16 protein-coding genes are annotated in these 18098 nt (G+C 71.6%); 10 read left to right on the forward strand and 6 right to left on the reverse strand.

Translation table 11 applies throughout. The annotated features are described in order from the left end of the window. Positions 1-49 precede the first annotated feature (49 nt). Positions 50-1261, reverse strand: coding sequence for a pyridoxal phosphate-dependent aminotransferase (locus B100_RS0122410; RefSeq protein WP_024886647.1), 1212 nt, complete (start codon positions 1259-1261; stop codon positions 50-52). Between the two features lie 387 nt (positions 1262-1648). Between B100_RS0122410 and B100_RS0122415 the strand changes: the two genes are divergently transcribed. Then, complete coding sequence (locus tag B100_RS0122415; protein WP_024886648.1) at positions 1649-2584, forward strand: S1 family peptidase; 936 nt, start codon at positions 1649-1651, stop codon at positions 2582-2584. Between the two features lie 22 nt (positions 2585-2606). On the opposite strand, the gene B100_RS0122420 is transcribed toward B100_RS0122415, so the two are convergent. Together B100_RS0122420 and B100_RS0122425 are read right to left on the reverse strand one after the other, a co-directional pair. Further along, the gene (locus B100_RS0122420; protein WP_024886649.1) at positions 2607-4217 is read right to left on the reverse strand and encodes a D-aminoacylase; all 1611 of its coding nucleotides are present in this window, start codon (positions 4215-4217) and stop codon (positions 2607-2609) included. A gap of 11 nt (positions 4218-4228) precedes the next feature. Beyond that, the gene (locus B100_RS0122425; RefSeq protein ID WP_024886650.1) at positions 4229-5494 is read right to left on the reverse strand and encodes an alanine racemase; all 1266 of its coding nucleotides are present in this window, start codon (positions 5492-5494) and stop codon (positions 4229-4231) included. Positions 5495-5628: 134 nt separating this feature from the next. Between B100_RS0122425 and B100_RS0122430 the strand changes: the two genes are divergently transcribed. From B100_RS0122430 to B100_RS0122455, 6 genes are all read left to right on the forward strand, one after another. Beyond that, positions 5629-6705 carry a sugar kinase gene (locus B100_RS0122430; protein WP_024886651.1) on the forward strand — a complete coding sequence of 359 codons (1077 nt, stop codon included), beginning with the start codon at positions 5629-5631 and terminating at the stop codon, positions 6703-6705. After that, entirely contained in the window at positions 6702-7460 is a 759-nt protein-coding gene (locus tag B100_RS0122435; RefSeq protein ID WP_024886652.1) for an IclR family transcriptional regulator, read from the forward strand. The genes B100_RS0122430 and B100_RS0122435 overlap by 4 nt, the downstream gene beginning before the upstream one ends. A 13-nt stretch (positions 7461-7473) precedes the next feature. Continuing rightward, complete coding sequence (locus tag B100_RS0122440; protein ID WP_024886653.1) at positions 7474-7884, forward strand: RidA family protein; 411 nt, start codon at positions 7474-7476, stop codon at positions 7882-7884. 119 nt (positions 7885-8003) lie between these two features. Further along, positions 8004-9491, forward strand: coding sequence for a GntT/GntP/DsdX family permease (locus B100_RS0122445; protein WP_024886654.1), 1488 nt, complete (start codon positions 8004-8006; stop codon positions 9489-9491). Between the two features lie 101 nt (positions 9492-9592). Beyond that, entirely contained in the window at positions 9593-10180 is a 588-nt protein-coding gene (locus B100_RS0122450) for a hypothetical protein (RefSeq protein WP_024886655.1), read from the forward strand. A gap of 167 nt (positions 10181-10347) precedes the next feature. Then, complete coding sequence (locus B100_RS0122455) at positions 10348-11670, forward strand: Nramp family divalent metal transporter (protein ID WP_024886656.1); 1323 nt, start codon at positions 10348-10350, stop codon at positions 11668-11670. Between the two features lie 75 nt (positions 11671-11745). On the opposite strand, the gene B100_RS0122460 is transcribed toward B100_RS0122455, so the two are convergent. Together B100_RS0122460 and B100_RS0122465 are read right to left on the reverse strand one after the other, a co-directional pair. After that, complete coding sequence (locus B100_RS0122460) at positions 11746-13035, reverse strand: hypothetical protein (RefSeq protein WP_024886657.1); 1290 nt, start codon at positions 13033-13035, stop codon at positions 11746-11748. Between the two features lie 64 nt (positions 13036-13099). Next, positions 13100-13609 carry a SigE family RNA polymerase sigma factor gene (locus B100_RS0122465; protein ID WP_024886658.1) on the reverse strand — a complete coding sequence of 170 codons (510 nt, stop codon included), beginning with the start codon at positions 13607-13609 and terminating at the stop codon, positions 13100-13102. A 176-nt stretch (positions 13610-13785) separates the two neighbouring features. Between B100_RS0122465 and B100_RS0122470 the strand changes: the two genes are divergently transcribed. Then, a complete protein-coding gene (locus B100_RS0122470) occupies positions 13786-14289 on the forward strand; it encodes a YfbM family protein (RefSeq protein ID WP_024886659.1) in 504 nt (167 codons plus the stop codon). Positions 14290-14330: 41 nt separating this feature from the next. Here B100_RS0122470 and B100_RS0122475 read toward each other — a convergent pair whose 3' ends face one another. Continuing rightward, on the reverse strand, positions 14331-16040 hold the full coding sequence (locus B100_RS0122475; RefSeq protein WP_024886660.1) for a glycoside hydrolase family 18 protein: 1710 nt from the start codon (positions 16038-16040) through the stop codon (positions 14331-14333). A gap of 438 nt (positions 16041-16478) precedes the next feature. On the opposite strand from B100_RS0122475, the gene B100_RS0122480 reads away from it, so the two are divergent. Beyond that, positions 16479-17312: a hypothetical protein gene (locus B100_RS0122480; RefSeq protein WP_024886661.1), complete on the forward strand. Its 834-nt coding sequence runs from the start codon at positions 16479-16481 to the stop codon at positions 17310-17312. 72 nt (positions 17313-17384) lie between these two features. After that, positions 17385-18092, forward strand: coding sequence for a Flp pilus assembly protein CpaB (cpaB, locus tag B100_RS0122485; protein WP_024886662.1), 708 nt, complete (start codon positions 17385-17387; stop codon positions 18090-18092). The last annotated feature ends 6 nt before the right edge of the window (positions 18093-18098 follow it).

Below are 18098 nucleotides of genomic sequence, written 5' to 3' on the forward strand. Positions count from 1 at the left end.
CTAGCTTGGAATCAGTCTAAAGTTAAAGCGATGCTGGATTTGATCAGTCTCAGCGCTGGCTGTAGCCGTCCAGGAAGCGGCCGATACGGCCCACCGCGTCCCGCAGATCGGTCACCGAGGGCAGGGTGACCACCCGGAAGTGGTCCGGCTCCGGCCAGTTGAAGCCGGTGCCCTGCACGACCATGATCTTTTCGCGGCGCAGCAGGTCCAGGGCCATCCGCCGGTCGTCCTGGATCTTGAAGACGTCCGGGTCGAGGCGCGGGAAGAGGTAGAGCGCGCCCTTCGGCTTCACGCAGCTCACGCCCGGGATCTGGGTCAGCAGCTCGTACGCCACGTCCCGCTGTTCGCGCAGCCGCCCGCCCGGCAGCACCAGGTCGTTGATCGTCTGGCGGCCGCTGAGCGCGGCGACCACGCCGTGCTGACCCGGCATGTTCGCGCACAGGCGCATGTTCGCCAGGATCGTCAGGCCCTCGATGTAGGAGTCGGCGTGGGCGCGCGGGCCGGAGATCGACATCCAGCCCACCCGGTAGCCGGCCACCCGGTACGCCTTCGACATGCCGTTGAAGGTGAGGGTGAGCAGGTCGGGGGCGACCTTCGCGGTCGGCACGTGCTCCGCGTCGTCGTAGAGGATCTTGTCGTAGATCTCGTCCGAGCAGACCAGCAGGTTGTGGCGGCGGGCGATGTCGGTGAGGCCCTTGATGACGGCTTCGTCGTAGACCGCGCCGGTCGGGTTGTTCGGGTTGATGATGACGATGGCCTTGGTGCGGTCGGTGACCTTGCGCTCCACGTCGGCGAGGTCCGGCATCCAGTCGGACTGCTCGTCGCAGCGGTAGTGCACCGCCGTGCCGCCGGACAGTGAGACGGCCGCCGTCCACAGCGGGTAGTCCGGCGCGGGGACCAGCACCTCGTCGCCGTCGTCGAGCAGGCCCTGCATCGCCATCACGATCAGCTCGGACACGCCGTTGCCGATGAAGACGTGCTCGACGTCGGTCTCGATGCCGAGCGTCTGGTTGTGCATCACGACGGCGCGGCGCGCGGCCAGCAGGCCCTTGGCGTCGCCGTAGCCGTGCGCCGACGACACGTTGCGCAGTATGTCCTCGAGAATCTCCGGCGGGCACTCGAAGCCGAACGCCGCCGGATTGCCCGTGTTCAGCTTGAGGATGCGATGGCCGGCAGCTTCCAGCCGCATCGCCTCCTCGAGCACCGGGCCCCGGATCTCGTAACAGACGTTGGCGAGCTTGGTCGACTGGATCACCTGCATGCTGGGAGCTTACGGCCCGGTATGGCCCTTCGGGCCGTGTTTTCCGCCACGTGAGACGCGTCGGTTCGGGTGGTTTTGCCCCCAGGGTGACGGTCGTGGGTGCGCGCCTCCATCACCTCCACACCGGGCCTCCCCGCACCCGGCCCCTCTTTCCGCAGGTCCAGGGGTGACCCTGTAGGCCGTCCCGCGCCCGGCCGCCGGGAGGGTGCGTCGTGCCCGCCGGCCGGGGGACGCGCGCTGCCCGGCAGCCGGGGTGCGTGCCGCCCGGTCGTCACCGGGGAAAACGCGTCCTTGCCCGCCCGGCGTTCCCGTGCTGACAATGCGCATGACAACTTGTGGGCGGCCGGAGCGATCCGGCCGCCCGACGCCGCATTGAGGGGACCCCACATGAGAAAACCTCTCGTCGTCGCGCTCTGTGCCCTGGCCCTCGCCGGGGCGGGCGCGACCCCCGCGGTCGCCGCCGCGCCTTCCCCCACGGGCGCGGACACGACCACGGGCACGGCCCCGGCCACGTCGCTGACGGACGTCGTCAACGACACGGTCGGGGCCGTCGCGGACACCCTGTCCGGGCTCACCGCGCCGAAGGCCGCCGCGGTGAACTTCGCGGGCACCGTCTCGCTGAGCAACTGCTCCGGCTCTGTGGTCCGCATGCCGAACTCGGCCGCCTCCGATCCCGCGCTGGTGCTCACCAACGGCCACTGCCTGGAGAGCGGCTTCCCCTCGCCCGGGCAGGTCCTCACCGACCGCGCGTCCAGCCGCACCTTCGGCCTGCTGAACGCCTCCGGCTCCAAGGTCGCCACCCTGCGCGCCAACCGGCTGGTCTACGCGACCATGACCGACACGGACGCCGCGATCTACCGCCTGAGCAGCACGTACGCGCAGATCAAGAGCGCCTACGGGATCGACCCGCTGACCCTCTCCAGCACCCGCCCGGCGGCCGGCACGGCCATCAGCGTGGTCTCCGGCTACTGGAAGCGGATCTACAGCTGCTCCGTGGACGGCTTCGCCTACCGGCTGAAGGAGGGCGACTGGACCTGGAAGGACTCGGTCCGCTACACCTCCGCCTGCGACACCATCGGCGGCACCTCCGGCTCCCCGGTGGTCGACGACGCCACCGGCAAGGTGGTCGCCGTCAACAACACCGGCAACGAGGACGGCGGCCGCTGCACGGTCAACAACCCGTGCGAGGTCGACGCGAACGGTGGCGTCACGGTCCGCCAGGGCATCAACTACGCCCAGCAGACCTACCCCTTCACCGCCTGCTTCACCACCGGCAACCGCCTCGACCTGAGCGCGAGCGGCTGCACCGTCCCCAAGCCCTGACGGGCCCCGGCGGGGCGGGCGGTCAGCGCGGATTCCTGCGCACCGCCCGCCCCGCCAGCACGTCCGTGCGCCGCCCGTCCTCGATCACGAACCGCCCGTCGACCAGCACGTACGGAATGCCTGTGGGCAGCGTGCGCGGCTCGGCGAAGGTCGACCCGGCGTCCACCGTGCGCGGGTCGAACAGCACCAGGTCCGCCTTGTAGCCCTCGCGCACCAGCCCCCGGTCCGCCAGCCGCAGCCGCGCGGCCGGGCGCGAGGTCAGGTGCGCCACGCACTCCTCCAGTGACAGCACCCCCAGCTCCCGCACGTAGTGGCCGAGGTAGCGGGGGAACGTCCCGTACGCCCGCGGATGCGGCTTCGCGCCCTGCAGGATGCCGTCCGAGCCGCCCGTGTGCACCCGGTGGCGCATGATCGCCCGTACGTTCTCCTCGTGGCCCACGTGCTGGAGGATCGTCGGGGCCAGCCTGTCCTTCAGCAGCAGCTCCCGCGCCACCGTCCAGGGGGCCTCCCCGCGCGCCCGCGCGGCCTGAAGGACCGTACGGCCCACGTACTCGTCCAGCGCCGGGTCGCCGACCCCGGAGATCTCGATGGTCTCCCACTCCACCGGCACCCCGTGGCAGCCGTCGGAGCCGGTGACTTCCAGGTCGTGGCGGATCCGCTCCGCCGTCGCCTCGTCCGCGAGCCGCCGCAGGATCGCCTCCGGACCGCCCTCGCTCGCCCAGCTGGGCAGCAGCGCCACGAGGGTCGTGCAGCCGGGGGTGTACGGGTACGTGTCGAGGGTGATGTCGGCGCCCGCGTCCAGCGCGTCGTCGAGGAGCGTCAGCAGCTCGGGCGCCCGGCCCTTGTTCACGCCGAAGTTCATGGTGGCGTGGGCCAGATGCAGCGGGCAGTCCGCCTCCCGGGTCAGCGCCACCATCTCCGCGTACGCCTCCAGCGCGCCGGCGCCGTAGGACCGGTGGTGCGGGCAGTAGTAGCCGCCGTACGACGCCACCACCCGGCACAGCTCGGTCAGTTCGGCGTCCGGGGCGTACATGCCGGGGGTGTACGTCAGCCCCGACGACATGCCGACCGCGCCCTGCTCCATGCCCTCCGCAACCAACTGCCGCATACGGTCCAGCTCTTCGGGCGTGGCCTCCCGGTCCTCCCAGCCGACGGCGAGCGCCCGCACCGTGCCCTGCGGGATCAGGTACGCCGCGTTCACCGCGACGCCCCGGTCCAGTCGGTCCAGGTACTCGCCCACCGACCGCCAGTCGACGTCCACGTCGTCACCCGGGCCGTTCCACCCGGCGATCGCCCGCCGCACCTCGCCCAGCGTCCGGTCGTCCACCGGGGCGTACGACAGCCCGTCCTGGCCGAGCACTTCGAGGGTGACGCCCTGCGCGGCCTTCGCGCTGTGGTCGGGGTCCCGCAGCAGCGCGAGGTCGCTGTGCGCGTGCATGTCGATGAAGCCGGGGGCCAGCACCAGCCCCTCCGCGTCCAGCTCGCGTCGCGCCTTCGGACGCTGGCAGCCCGCGTCCGCCGCCTCCTTCACGATGGAGACGATGCGTCCGCCGTCCACCACCACGTCCGCGCGGTAGGAGTAATCACCGGAGCCGTCGACGACGTCCGCGTCCCGGATGACGAGCTCTTCCACGGTCCTGCCTCCTAGAAGAAGGTACGGATGTAGTCGACGACCGTGCCGTCCGCCTCCGCCACGGGGATCAGCGCCCACTTGTCGAAGGACGTGCAGGGGTGGGACAGTCCGAGCCCCACCCAGTCTCCCACCTCCAGATCCGCCTCCGAAGAGGTGCGCAGCCACGCGTGCTGGTCGGACAGACCGGTCACCTCGATCCCCCTGGCCGGCCGCTCCACCCCGTCCCGGCGCACCACCCGGGCCACCGGCAGATCGAGGTCGTACGCGGCGTCCCGCTTGCCCGCGTTGGTGAACGCCTGCTCCGCCGACGGCCGCGACACCACCTGCGTCCACAGCCGGAACGCCGGCTCCAGACCGCCCTCGCCCGGCACCCGGTTGAACGGCGTCAGCCGCTGGTAGTGCCCGTCGTCGTGCGACACGTACGCCCCGGACCGCAGCAGCTTGAGCACCGGCGCCGACAGCTCCGGGACCTCCGCGAAGACGTCCGCCACCGCGTCGAACCAGGCGCTGCCGCCCGCGCTCACCACGATCTCGTCCAGCCCCGCGAACCGCCCCGCCTTGTCGAAGTCCACGGCCAGCGCCACCAGCCGCCGCAGCCAGGCCCGCACCCGCTCCGGATCGGCCTGCGGCACCTCGCCCTCGTACCCGGCGACTCCGACCAGCCGCAGCGCCCGCGCGGCGGCCACGGCGTCGGCGACGGCCGCGCACTCCGCCTCCGTGCGCACCCCGGTGCGCGCACCCTCACCGGCGGCCAGCTCGACCACCACGTCCACCGGCCGGGACGCCCCGTCCAGCGCCGCGTCCATCAGCTCGACGCCGCGCACGGAGTCGACGTAGCAGACGAAACGGAAACCGGGGTCGGCGTCCACCTCGGCGGCGACCCAGCGCAGGGCCGCCGCGTCCACCAGCTCGTTCGCCAGGAAGACCCGCTCGATCCCGAACTCGCGTGCCACCCGCACCTGATGGGGCACCGCCAGCGTGATGCCCCACGCGCCGCGCTCGATCTGGCGGTGGAACAGTTGCGGTGCCATGGAGGTCTTGCCGTGCGGCGCGAACGCCAGCCCGTGCCGCTCGGCGAACGTCTCCAGGGCCGCCAGGTTGTGCTCAAGACGCTCGGCGGACAGGGCGAGCACGGGCGTGGTGAAGCCGTCGGTGAAGAGGTTCCGGCGCTGCGCGGCCAGCCCTCCGACGGTCAGCCCCTCGGCGTCCGGCGGAAGGCCCTTGAAGCGGTGGCCGACCCGTTCCTCGGCGAGGCGGGCGAGAGCATCGAGGACCATCAAAGCCTCCCTGATCAGCAGTGTTGCACTGACTGCAACACCCATTGCGTATAACGCTCACCGCTGTCTAACATCTCCGCCACACGCGGTCAACGGACACCGCGTCCCCCGCCCCGACGAGGAGCCCCGCCATCGTGACCGTCACCGGAACCGGAAACGCCCCCGACGTCGTGGACGTCGTCGCGCTCGGCGAGTCCATGGTGACGTTCCTGCCGACCCGGCCCGGCCGCCTCGCCGACGTCCCCTCCTTCGACCGGGCGATCGGCGGTGCCGAGTCCAACGTGGCGTGCGTGCTCGCGGCGGCCGGGCACTCCACCCGGTGGGTCAGCAGGGTCGGCGCCGACGGCTTCGGCGACCACCTGGCCGAGGCGATCGGCGCGTACGGCGTCGACGTCTCGTACGTCCCCCGCGACCCGGACCGTCCCACCGGCGTCTACTTCCGCACGGCGGGCGACCGAGCGGACGACACCCACGAGGTCGCCTACTACCGGGCGGGCTCGGCGGCGTCGGCGATGTCGCCGGCCGGCGTGGACCTGGACGCGGTGCGTGCAGGACGCGTCCTGCACCTCTCGGGCATCACGGCGGCGCTCTCGCCGGACTGCCTGGCCCTGATGCGCGAGCTGACGGCCCCCCGGCCGGGGCGCCCTCTTGTCTCCTTCGACGTGAACCACCGCCCGGGCCTGTGGGGCGAGGGCCAGAATCCGGACGTCCTGCTGGAGCTGGCCCGCAGGGCGGACATCGTCTTCGTGGGAGAGGACGAGGCGCGCCAGGCATGGGGGCTGCACGGCGCCCGTGCGGTGCGGGAGGCCGTTCCCGAACCTGGGATCGTGGTCGTCAAGCAGGGCAAGGGCGGAGCGGTCGCCTTCGACAAGGACACCGACGGCCTCCTGTGTGAGGACGCCGACGGCACCGCGACGTTCGTACGCGCCCTGCACGTCGACGTCGTCGCGGCAGTCGGCGCCGGCGACGCCTTCGCCGCCGGCTTCCTCTCGGCGACCCTCCGGGGTCTGCCCGTGCGGGACCGTCTACGCCACGGCCACCTCACCGCCGCCGCCACCCTCACCGCCCCCGGTGACCTCGCCCCACCCCCGCCCCGCCCCCTCGCCGACCGCCTCGCCGCCCTCGACGCCCCCGCGTGGGGGAGACTGCGACTCGGCCCCGGCTGGACAGACGCCGACGCAGAGGCCGCAGAGGAGGCACGCACCCGATGAGCCAGACCGTAGACCGCGCCCTGAGCATCCTTCCGCTGCTCGCGGAGGGCCCCGCCGACCTCGGCCAGGTCGCCGACCGCCTCGGCGTGCACAAGTCCACGGCCCTGCGCCTGCTGCGCACCCTGCACGAGCACGGCCTGGTCTACCGCCAGTCCGACCAGCGCTACCGCCTCGGCGCCCGCCTCTTCGCGCTCGCCCAGGAGGCGATGGAGACCCTCGACGTCCGCGAGATCGCCCACGCCCATCTCGTACGCCTCAACGAGAGCTGCGGACACACCGTCCACCTCGCCGTGTACGAGGAGAACGAGGTCCTCTACATCGACAAGGTGGAGAGCCGCTATCCGGTGCGGATGTACTCCCGCATCGGCAAGCCCGTCGCCATCACCGTCGCCGCCGTGGCCAAGCTGCTCCTCGCCGACCTGCCCGAACACGAGCGCCGCGCCCTCGCGGAGAAGCTCGACTACCCCATGTACACACCCCGTTCGACGCCCCACGCGGCCGCGTTCCTCCAGGAGCTGGCCAAGGTGCGCGAACAGGGCTGGGCCACCGACCTCGGCGGCCACGAGGAGTCCATCAACTGTGTCGCCGCGCCGATCCGAGGCGCCGACGGCCGGGTGGTCGCCGCGATGTCGGTCTCCGCGCCGAACGTCGTCGTCACCGCCGACGAACTCCTCACCCTGCTCCCGCTGGTGCGCCGTACGGCGGACGCCATCAGCGGCGAGTACTCCGGCCGGACCCCGGCAGAACCGAAGTAAGGACATCCCCCGCATGACCGAGAAAGTCGCGCTGACCCCGAAGACCCACACCACCCCGCCCGCGAAGTTCTCGCACGGCGTCCGCAAGGGCAACATCCTCCAGGTCGCCGGACAGGTGGGCTTCCTCCCGCACGAGGAGGGCAAGGCCCCCACCCCCGCCGGTCCGACCTTGCGCGAGCAGACCCTCCAGACCCTCGCCAACGTCAAGGCGATCCTCGAGGAGGGCGGCGCGAGCTGGGACGACGTGATGATGATCCGCGTCTACCTCACCGACGTCGACCACTTCGCCGAGATGAACGAGCTCTACAACGCCTACTTCGAGGAGCAGGGCCTCACCCAGCCCCCGGCCGCCCGCACGACCGTCTACGTCGGTCTGCCCGCCGGCCTCCTCATCGAGATCGACGCCCTCGCCGTCCTCGGCTGATCTCCCTTTCTCCCCACCGCACACCGCACGTCGTCACGGCACGGCGTCCCGCACCCCGGGACGCCGTGCCGCGATCCCCCCTGCCCGAAAGCCCCATGCCCTTACCCAGAGGACCCCCGATGTCCCATCCGTCCCTCCCGCTCGCCGCCTCCGCGCCCGCCGAGACACCACCGCACACCGGAGGGTTCCTCCTCCTCGTCGACGGCACCGCGGGCCTGCTCACCGTCGCCGCCATCGGTATCGCGCTACTGCTCTTCCTGATCATCAAGGTGCGGCTCCAGCCGTTCGTCGCGCTGCTCGCCGTCTCCATAGCCGTCGGCCTGCTGGCGGGCCTGTCGGTCACCGAACTCTTCGGCACGGTCCAGCGCTCGGACGCGGTGTCCACCATCGAGTCCGGGATGGGCGGCATCCTCGGCCATGTCGCGATCATCATCGGCCTGGGCACCATGCTCGGCGCGATCCTCGAAGTCAGCGGCGGCGCCGAGGTGCTGGCGAGCCGGCTGCTCGGACTGTTCGGCGAGAAGCGGGCGCCCCTCGCGATGGGCCTGACCGGCCTCATCTTCGGCATCCCGGTCTTCTTCGACGTCGGCATCTTCGTCCTCGCCCCGATCGTCTACGCGGCGGCCAAGCGCTCCGGCAGGTCGATCCTGCTCTACTGCCTCCCCCTCCTCGCCGGGCTCTCCGTCACCCACGCCTTCCTGCCTCCGCACCCGGGACCGGTGGCCGCCGCCGGACTGCTCCACGTCGACCTCGGCTGGGTCATCCTCATGGGTGTCGTCTGCGGTCTGCCGGCCGTCGCCGCCGCGTGGGTCTACTCCGCCTGGATCGGCAAGCGCATCTTCGTCGCCGTGCCGCAGGACATGGTGGAGGCCGCGCAGGAGGCCAAGGACGCCGTCGCCGCCGAACAGCGCGCGTCGGGCGTCCAGCCGCGCGAGACCCCGGTGCCGCTCGGCACGGTCCTCGGCATCATCGGTACGCCGCTGGTGCTGATCCTCGCGGCGACCTTCTCCTCCATCGCGCTGGACGAGTCCACCCTGCGCTCGGTGATCGAGTTCTTCGGCCACCCGTTCGTGGCCCTCACCCTCGCGTTGTTCCTCGCGTACTACCTGCTGGGCATCCGGCGCGGCTGGTCCCGCAAGTCCCTGGAGACCGTGTCCACCTCGTCCCTCAAGCCGGTCGGCAACATCCTGCTGGTGGTCGGCGCGGGCGGCGTCTTCGGCGCGGTCCTCAAGGGCAGCGGGGTCGCGCAGGCGCTGTCGGACACCTTCAACGACGTCGGCCTGCCGGTGATCGTGCTGTCGTACCTGATCTCCGTGGTGCTGCGGGTCGCGCAGGGGTCGGCGACGGTGGCGATCGTGACGACGGCCGGCATCGTGGCGCCGCTGCTGTCCGAGGGCGACCACTCGCAGGCGTTCGTGGCGCTCGTCATCATGGCCATCTCGGCCGGCTCCATCTTCGCCTCGCACGTCAACGACGGCGGGTTCTGGATGGTCGCCAAGTACTTCGGCATCAGCGAGCGCGACACGCTCAAGACGTGGACGGTGCTGGAAAGCGTCCTGTCCGTCGCCGGGTTCGTGGTCGCGGCGGCGCTGAGCCTGGTGGTGTGACCCCGGCGGGCCCGGTGAGCCGTGGTGCCCGTGTAGGCGTCTGATAACGAAGTCGGGGCTGGCTGTGACGCGCACAGGATTGTCGACCATACTCCTGCGGTGTGGAGCAGCGCATAGGTTCGAGCAGCCAGCCCCTGGAAGGCGCCGGGTTCGACCCGGCATTCATCCCCGGGCTCACCTCGCCCGCGACCGGCCGCGAGGAGGACGTGGACGAGGCCGCGGATGCGGCCCCGAAGGCCGAAGAGGCCGAAGAGGCCGTGGAGAGTGAGGAGTCCGTGGCCGCCCCGGCGTCCGAGGACACCGGGGACGAGCCGGAGCCCGTCCCCGACGGCCCCGTCTTCGAGGCGTCCGACCGCCGTGCCGCCATCGTCGCCGACCACCGCGGCGTGCGGCTGAAGCTGGACGACCAGGAGTGCGAGTTCCGCTGGGACGAGATCGGCGCGGTGGAGACGGAGACGGCCCGCTTCGGCAAGCGGTACACCGTCACCGTCCACACCCCCGACCGGCGTTGGTACCCCCTCGAGATCGACGCCGACTCCCGGAGCCGGTTCGCCGAGTGGGACACCTCCCTGGACGCCGTCCTCGACCGGTACTTCGACGACGGCGCCGAGGAGCCGGCCGGGTCCGACGAGCAGGCGGGGTCCGAGGAAACCACCACGGGCGAACCGGAGACGGCGGACCGCGCCTGACGGCAGTACCGGCGCCCCCTGCCGGTCACCGACGGACGGGGAGCGGTCCGGTGCCGCGGCGAGCGGCGTGACCGGGCGAGCGAGGGGGCGTCGGCCGCGGGGGGCATCCGGTGAAGATCCCGGCACGCCCTCTTGCCGGACCGGCACCCGTCCGCTTACTTGACCCCATGGCGGACACCACGGGAAACACCCAGGACACCGGGGACGCGACCGCGCCCGGCCCCCACCCGCGCACGTCCAGTTGGCGTCACATCGGCCCCGGCATCGTCGTCGCCGCGACCGGCGTGGGCGCCGGCGACCTCGTGGCCACCCTCATCGCCGGCAGCAACTTCGGCTACACCCTGCTGTGGGCCGCGGTCGTCGGCTGCCTGGTGAAGATCTCCCTCGCGGAGGCCTGCGGACGGTGGCACCTGTCCACCGGACGCACCCTGTTCGACGGCTGGGCCAGCCTCGGCCCCTGGACCACCTGGTTCTTCGCCGTCTACGCCGTCATCTGGGGCTTCGTCTACGGCGCCGCCGCCATGTCCTCCAGCGCCCTGCCGCTCCAGGCGCTGTTCCCGGACGTGATGGACCTCGAGTACTGGGGCATCGCCTGCGGACTGGTCGGCCTGGTCTTCGTCTGGTTCAACAAGTACGCGGTGTTCGAGAAGGTCATGACGGTCCTGGTGGGCGTCATGTTCGTGGTGACCGTCTACCTGGCCTTCCGGGTCACGCCCAACCTGGGCGACGCCTTCGCCGGCCTCCTCCCGGTCCTGCCCGACGAGAAGGACTCCGTCCTCAACACCCTCGGCCTGATCGGCGGCGTCGGCGGCACCATCACGCTGGCCGCCTACGGCTACTGGGTCAACGCCAAGGGCTGGACCGGCACCGGCTGGATGAAGGTCATGCGGCTCGACAACCGGGTCGCCTACATCACCACCGGCGTCTTCGTCGTGGCGATGCTCTTCGTCGGCGCGGAGCTGCTGCACTCGGCGAACATCGCCATCTCCGGCGGCGACCAGGGCCTGATCCAGCTCGGCGACGTCCTGGAGGACCGGTACGGAGCGACCACCGGCACGCTGTTCCTGGTCGGCTTCTTCGCCGCCTCCTTCACCTCCCTGATCGGCGTCTGGCACGGCGTCAGCCTCATGTTCGCCGACTTCCTGGCCCGGCAGCGCGGCGAGCGGCAGGCGCGCGTCGACGAGCTGGCCTCCGGACGCCGGGAACGCTCCTGGACGTTCCGCGCGTACCTGCTGTGGCTCACCTTCCCGCCCATGATCCTGCTGTTCCAGGAGGAGCCGTTCCGCCTGATCATCATCTACGGCGTGCTGGGCGCGGCCTTCATGCCGTTCCTCGCCCTCACCCTGATCTGGCTTCTCAACTCCGCCCGCACCCCGCGCGAATGGCGCAACGGCGCCCTGAGCAACGGCATGCTGGCGGTCGCGGGCCTGCTCTTCCTGGTCCTGGCGGTCAAGCAGATCTGGGACCAGCCGTGGTCGGAGTTCTTCTGACAGCCGGAGTTCTCTCGACAGCCGGAGTTCTCCCGACGGTCGGAGGCCGTCCGACGGGACGGCCTCCCACCCGCCTCACGCCCCCGCGTCCCACTGCGTGGACAACGCGACCTTCCGCAGCTGCGCGAGGGTCAGCGCGGGGGTGTCGCGGGTGGCGGCCTCGTGCTGGGCGGGCGTGTTGAAGGCGCTGATCACGACGCGCAGCCCGTCGGGGCGCAGGGTGTCGACGGTCCACATGACGACCCCGTCCCCGCCCTTCTCCCCGGGCTGCTTCCGGGCGGTGACGAGGGTGCCGTCGGCGAGAACCTCGGCGCCCCCGAAGATCTCCCGGGCCAGGTCGCCACTGCCGGGCTGCACGTTCACCTGGACGAGGCTTCCGCCCTTGCCGTCGTCGACGACGAGGTAGCCGTACCCGCTGCCCTGGCCGCCCTCGCTGATCACCTTGAGCCCGTCGGGCAGCAGACCGGCGAGCGTGTCGGCGATCTTCTTGCCCGGCATCCCGGCCGGGGGCGCCTCGTGGGTGGCGGACGGCTTCGGGCTCTCCGGCATGGCGTCCACGACCCGTCGCCACACGTCGGCGGTGACGACCTCCTTCAGCTTCTCCACGGACAGCGGAGGCTGCGGCCGGGACACCGGGGCGTCCTTCTGCGCGGGCGCGTTCCACTCGCCCAGCGACACGTGCTGTCCCTCAGGGGTGACCAGTTCGGCGTTCCACCACTTGGTCTCCACCCGGCGGTCCGGGTACTCGTAGCCCTGGAACAGCATGAGCAGGGAGCCGTCGGGCAGCCGGTCGGAGGTGCAGGCGTCGTGGTCGACCTGCGTCTTGTCCGGGCAGGTCGTCACCTGGCGGGCCTGCTCGCTGCCGGGTTCCACGCGGCCGAGACTCAGGCCGATGGCCGCCGCGCCCTTGCCGTCGTCGAACACCACGTACGCGTTCGGGGGCATCGGCGAATCCGTGCCGTGCGCGGCCTCCTCGCTGAAGGTTCCCTCCGGGAGCAGTGCCTTGAGCGAACGCAGGATGTCGTCGCCCGAGAAGGTCCCCTCGCCCGAGGCGGACCCCGCGGACGAGGAGGACGGGGTGCCGGCGGACGAGGAGCCCGGGGACGGGGAGCTCGCCGCCGCGGAGGTCTGCCGGGGGTCGGACGAGCCGCCCGGCAGGAGCAGCGCACCGCCCACCCCGACCAGGGCGACACCGGCCGCTCCCCCCAGCACGGCGGTCCGCCGCAGCAGCTGGGCCCGGCGTCCGCGCACCCGGCCCCCGGTGACGAGGGCGGCCGGGTCGTCGGTGTGGATGCTGTGGCCGGTGTCGCGCAGCGCGGCGGCGAACCGGTCCTCGAAGGGGTCCTGCTGCATGTTCTCGGGCATGACGAACCACCCTTTCCGCGGGGTGTGAGAAGTATGAGGTCGAAGAAGGGGACGGAGGCGGGCGTCAGGGGCGGGAGTACTCCTGGATGTCCTCGCCGAGCAGCTCCCGCAGCCGGCCGAGCGCGCGCACGCACCGTGTCCGCACAGCGGCCGAGCTGACGTTCAGTACGTCGGCGGTCTGCTCCACCGAGCGGTCCTCCCAGTAGCGCAGGACGACGACGGCGCGGTCCTTGGCGGGCAGCCGGGCGAGCGCGGCCATCAGCGTCAGCCGCAGCGGCGCGTCCCCGTCGGCGGCGCCCGGCCGGTCGGGGAACGTGTCGGTCGCCCGCTCACGGCTGCTGCGCAGTCTCCGGTGGGCGAGGAAGGTCCGGGTGAGCACGGTCTGCGCGTACGCGGCCGGGTTCTCCGCCCGCGACACGCGCCCCCAGCGGACGTACAGCCGGCCGAAGGTCTCCTGCACGAGGTCCTCGGCCAGGTGCGTGTCCCCGGCGGTGAGCAGGCACGCGGACCGGTACAGGTGTCCCGCCCGCGCGGAGGCGAACTCCGCGTAGTCCGCGCTGCGCTGCTGTCTCATTCCGTCCCCCGTCGTACTCCCCGAACCGCTCTCACCTCATTGATGCGGTGGACCCGGAGAAATGTTTCATGTGGCGGCGGACACAGCGCGCGCGGTCCGTTGTCAGTGGCCGCTGCCAGGATGACCGCGTCATCGGCGCACACGAGCGCCGGCCGTCGACCTGTGGGGGAGCCACCGTGGGCATGATCGGGGAGTACGCGCGCCTGACGGCCGCCGAGTTCGAGCGCGCGGTCGGCGACCCGGACTGGGCGTACGAGCGTGTTCAGGAGTTGGGCGAGCAGGAGTGGGACGCGGGGCTGCCGGGGGACCAGGCGCGCTGCTACGACACCGACAAGATGTGGCACGCCCTGCATTTCCTGCTGGGCCGCGTCGGCTTCCCCGTGGACGTCGTCTTCGGCGAGGAGGAGATACCCGGGGCGGACGACTGGAGCTACGGGCCGCCCCGCTGCCTCACCCCGGACCAGGTCCGCACCGCCGCCGAGGCCTTCGCCGCCACGCCCCCCGCCCGGCTCACCGAGGGCGTCACCCCGGCCGACCTGGCCGCGGCGGGCGTCTACCCGACGATCGTCTGGGAGCGCGGTGAGCCGCTGGACGAGGTGACCGCCCACTACGAGGCCCTGATGCCGTACTTCGGCGCGGCAGCCCGTGACGGGGACGGCGTCCTGCTCTGGATCAGCTGATCCGGAGCAGGACGCCGTGGCTGGGGAGAGGGACGTGACGGTTACGGCAGCGCGTGGACGTGCGGGCCGACCGCGTTGGACCAGGCGTTGCCCGCCGTGGCGTCCCAGTTGGTCGACCACGTCATGGCGCCGCGCAGGCCCGGGTAGGTCTTCGACGGCTTGAAGGAGCCGCATCCGGTGCCGCGGGTCAGGCAGTCCAGGGCGGCGTTCACCACGGACGGGGCGACGTAGCCGCTGCCCGCGCCCCGGGTGGAGGCCGGCAGGCCCAGGCCCACCTGGGACGGGTCGAGGCCGTTCTCCAGCTGGATGCAGGCGAGCGCGGTCAGGAAGTCCACCGTGCCCTGGCTGTAGACCTTGCCGTCACAGCCCAGCATGGAACCGCTGTTGTAGTACTGCATGTTGACGACCGTGAGGATGTCCTTCACGTTCAGCGCCGTCCGGAAGTACGAGCCGGACGTCGACTGCATGTCGATGGTCTGCGGCGCCATCGTCAGGATCATCGACGGGCCGGCCTTCGCGGACAGCGCCCGCAGCGCCTGCGTCATGTAGGTCGGGTTGAGGCCGTTCTCCAGGTCGATGTCGACGCCGTCGAAGCCGTACTCCTGCATCACGGCGTACACCGAGTTCGCGAAGTTCGTCGCGGAGGCCGGGTCGTTCACCGCGACGGTGCCCTTCTCGCCGCCCACCGAGATGATGACCTTCTTGCCGGCCGCCTGCTTGGCCCGTACGTCCGCCTTGAACTGGTCCACGGTGTAGCCGTTCAGGCCGGCCGAGTCCAGGTTGAAGGTGACGGCGCCCGGGGTGCCGGTGGCGTCGGCGAAGGCGACCGCGATGATGTCGTACTGCGACGGCACGTCGGAGATCTTCTGCACGGCCGCGCCGTTGTCGAAGTTCTGCCAGTAGCCGGTGACCGCGTGCCGGGGCAGGTCACCGCCCCCGCCCCCGCCGTTCTCCCGGGTGCGTACGCTCATCGCCGCCGACTTCGCCGACTCGCCCGCCGCGTTGGCCGCCGCCACCTGGAAGGAGTACGACGTGGAGGCCGTGAGTCCGGTCACGGTCGCCGATGTGCCGGACACGGCCGTCACCCGGGTGCCGTCGCGGTAGACGGTGTAACCGGTCGCCCCCGACACCGCGTTCCACGCCAGGGTCACCGAGGTCGCCGTCGTGCCGGAGACGGTCAGCCCGCCCGGCGTGCCCGGCACGGTCGGCTCCGGGTCGCCCCCGCCGCCCCCGTCGGGGCCGAGCACGGACACGTCGTCGGCGTAGTAGGGCTGCTGGCCGTACCAGCCGTGGGTGTAGACCGTCACGGAGGTGGTGTTCGCGCCCGTGGAGAAGCTGGTGGACAGTTGCTTCCAGCTGCCCGAGTCCGGGGTCCAGGTGGACACGTCGGTGGTGCCGGTGCCGGTCACGCCCAGGTAGGCGTACCCGCCCCGCACCCATCCGGTCAGCCGGTACGTCGAGCCCGGTCGCACCGCGACCGTCTGGGAGCAGCGGGCGTTGTCCTGCCCGGCGGGTGTGGCCTTCAGCGCGGCCGAGCCGCCGTGCACCGGGGAGGGGACGACGCTGCCGCTGTTCGCCGAACAGGTCCAGTTGCTCAGGCCCGACTCGAAGCCTGCGTTCTTCGCGTTGTTGACGTCCGCCGCGGACGCCTGGCCGGCGCCGGCCAGGGGGAGGACGAGGGACAGGGCGGAGACGAGGGCTGCCGCCCAGGCGCGTCTGCCGCGGCCGGGCGTGCGTGGTGCGCGGTCCACTTGGGGCCTCCGGTGGGGGAGTTGGGGAGGAGGAAGCGACGGTGGCCACCGTTGATGTGCACACCGTGGTCCAGACCAATCCCCTTGTCAATAGGTCCAGACCGGAAACGGCGGCGCCCGCACGGGAGTAGGGCGGAGGACGGGTGGGAAGCGTGGCCCGGAGGACTCGGGGCGGGTCCCGCGTCAAGCCGGTGCACAGGACCCACACCGTCGGTGCCGGATCGAGACCGGCGAGATGATCGACCTGCCCCGTTTTGACGCACCTTGTGTGCCAGGAGTTGCTGTTCGGCTGCTCAAAGGCTGTTCTCCGGTCACGAACCCGTGGATACAGTGCTGAGGTAGTCACGCAGTGAAGTCACGAGGGTGCACCGGAGTAACGCCCGGTGGGCCGACGGGCATGGGGAGAACGGGGAGCCGCGCGTGCCAACTGCCATTGCCGTGACCAGTGCCGACATGGCGCTGCCGGCGCAGGACGAACGGACCCTGCCCGCCGTGGTGCTGCGGGACGTCGACACCCGCCCGCTCGACCAGGTGCTGACCGAGCTGCAGCTGACCGTCGAGCAGTACGGCCATGTCGTCGTCGTGTGCTCCAAGGCCACCCCGACCGCCGTCCTGCGGCGGCTGCACACCCTGCGCTCCCTGCTGGAGAGCGACCGGATAGCCCTCTTCCGTCCCGACCTGCCGCCGCTCGCCGTGGCGGTGCTGGCCCGCCAGTTACGCCAGCTCGCCTCCTGCGACATCGGACCCGGCGTGCTGGCCTCGGCCGGCCGCCTGCTCACCCACTACCTCCACGCCGGGGCGCTGCTCGGCTCCGTCGCCCGCCTCGACCGGGTGCCCGTCGACCTGAAGCAGCACGCCAAGTCCTGGATGCCCGGCAGCCAGTTCGCCGTCCTCGCTCATCCACAGCCGCACCTCGTCCGGCTCGGCCCCGACACCACACTGGACGGCCCCGAGTTCGGCACCTGGATGCTCGTCGCCCGCGGTCAGCTCCAGTCCGACTGGGTCACCACCACCCTGGCGCCCGCTTGGCGGGTGCAGGGCCTGCGCGAGGCGCCGCTGCCCGCGGAGTCGGGCGACTGGTGGGGCACCGGCAAGCTCGTCGAGTTCTGCACCTACCTGCCCGACCTGTCCGTGCTCTACCAACTGGTCACGTCCGTGCGGCGCGGCACCTGCCACTGGTGCGGCATCGACGTCATCGGCGACCGCTGCGTGTTCTGTTCGGCCACTCCGCCCGCCCCCGAGGCAGGACCGGCCCTCACCCGGGGCTCCTGACCCGTACACCACCACCGCACGAGACCGCCCGATCCCGCTCGACCGCTACCCCCCAACGAGGTTGCACGGTTCATGAACTCCCGTCAGCGCCGCGGCGTGATACTCCTGCTCCTGTCGGTCCTGTGCGCCCTCGGCGCCTTCGCCGGCGTGCTCTCCGTCATCAACGACGTGCGCTCCAAGGTCGGCCCCGAGGTCCCGGCGTACCGTCTGAAGGCGGACATCCCGCCCTACACCACGCTCAACGCCGACCAGTTCGAGCGGATCGAGATGCCCGAGCGGTGGCTGTCGGACAACGCCGTCACCGACCTCGACGACCTCCGCGGCAAGATCGCCGTGACCACCCTGCGCGAGGGCTCCCTGCTGCAGAGCGACATGATCGTGGACCGGCCCGCCCTGCAACCGGGGCAGCAGGAGGTCGCCATCATGATCGACGCGGCGACCGGCGTGGCCGGCAAGATCACCCCGGGCTCCACGGTCAACGTCTACGCCACCTTCGAAGGGCAGCGGGAGGGCGACCCCGACCAGTCGAAGATCATCGTCACCGGCGCCAAGGTCCTCGACGTGGGCCGGCTCACCGCCCTCCAGCCGGACGAGAGCGACCGCGGCCGGCAGCCCACCGACGCCGTCCCGATCACCTTCGCGCTGTCCACGCTCGACGCCCAGCGCATCACCTACGCCGAGTCCTTCGCCCAGCGGGTCCGCCTCGCGCTGGTCGCCCCCGGGGGCGACGCCGCCGTCCCCGAGAAGGACCGGACGTACGAACTCGCGCAGGACAAGTGAGAGGCC

It is taken from the genome of Streptomyces sp. CNH189 (genome assembly GCF_000527195.1).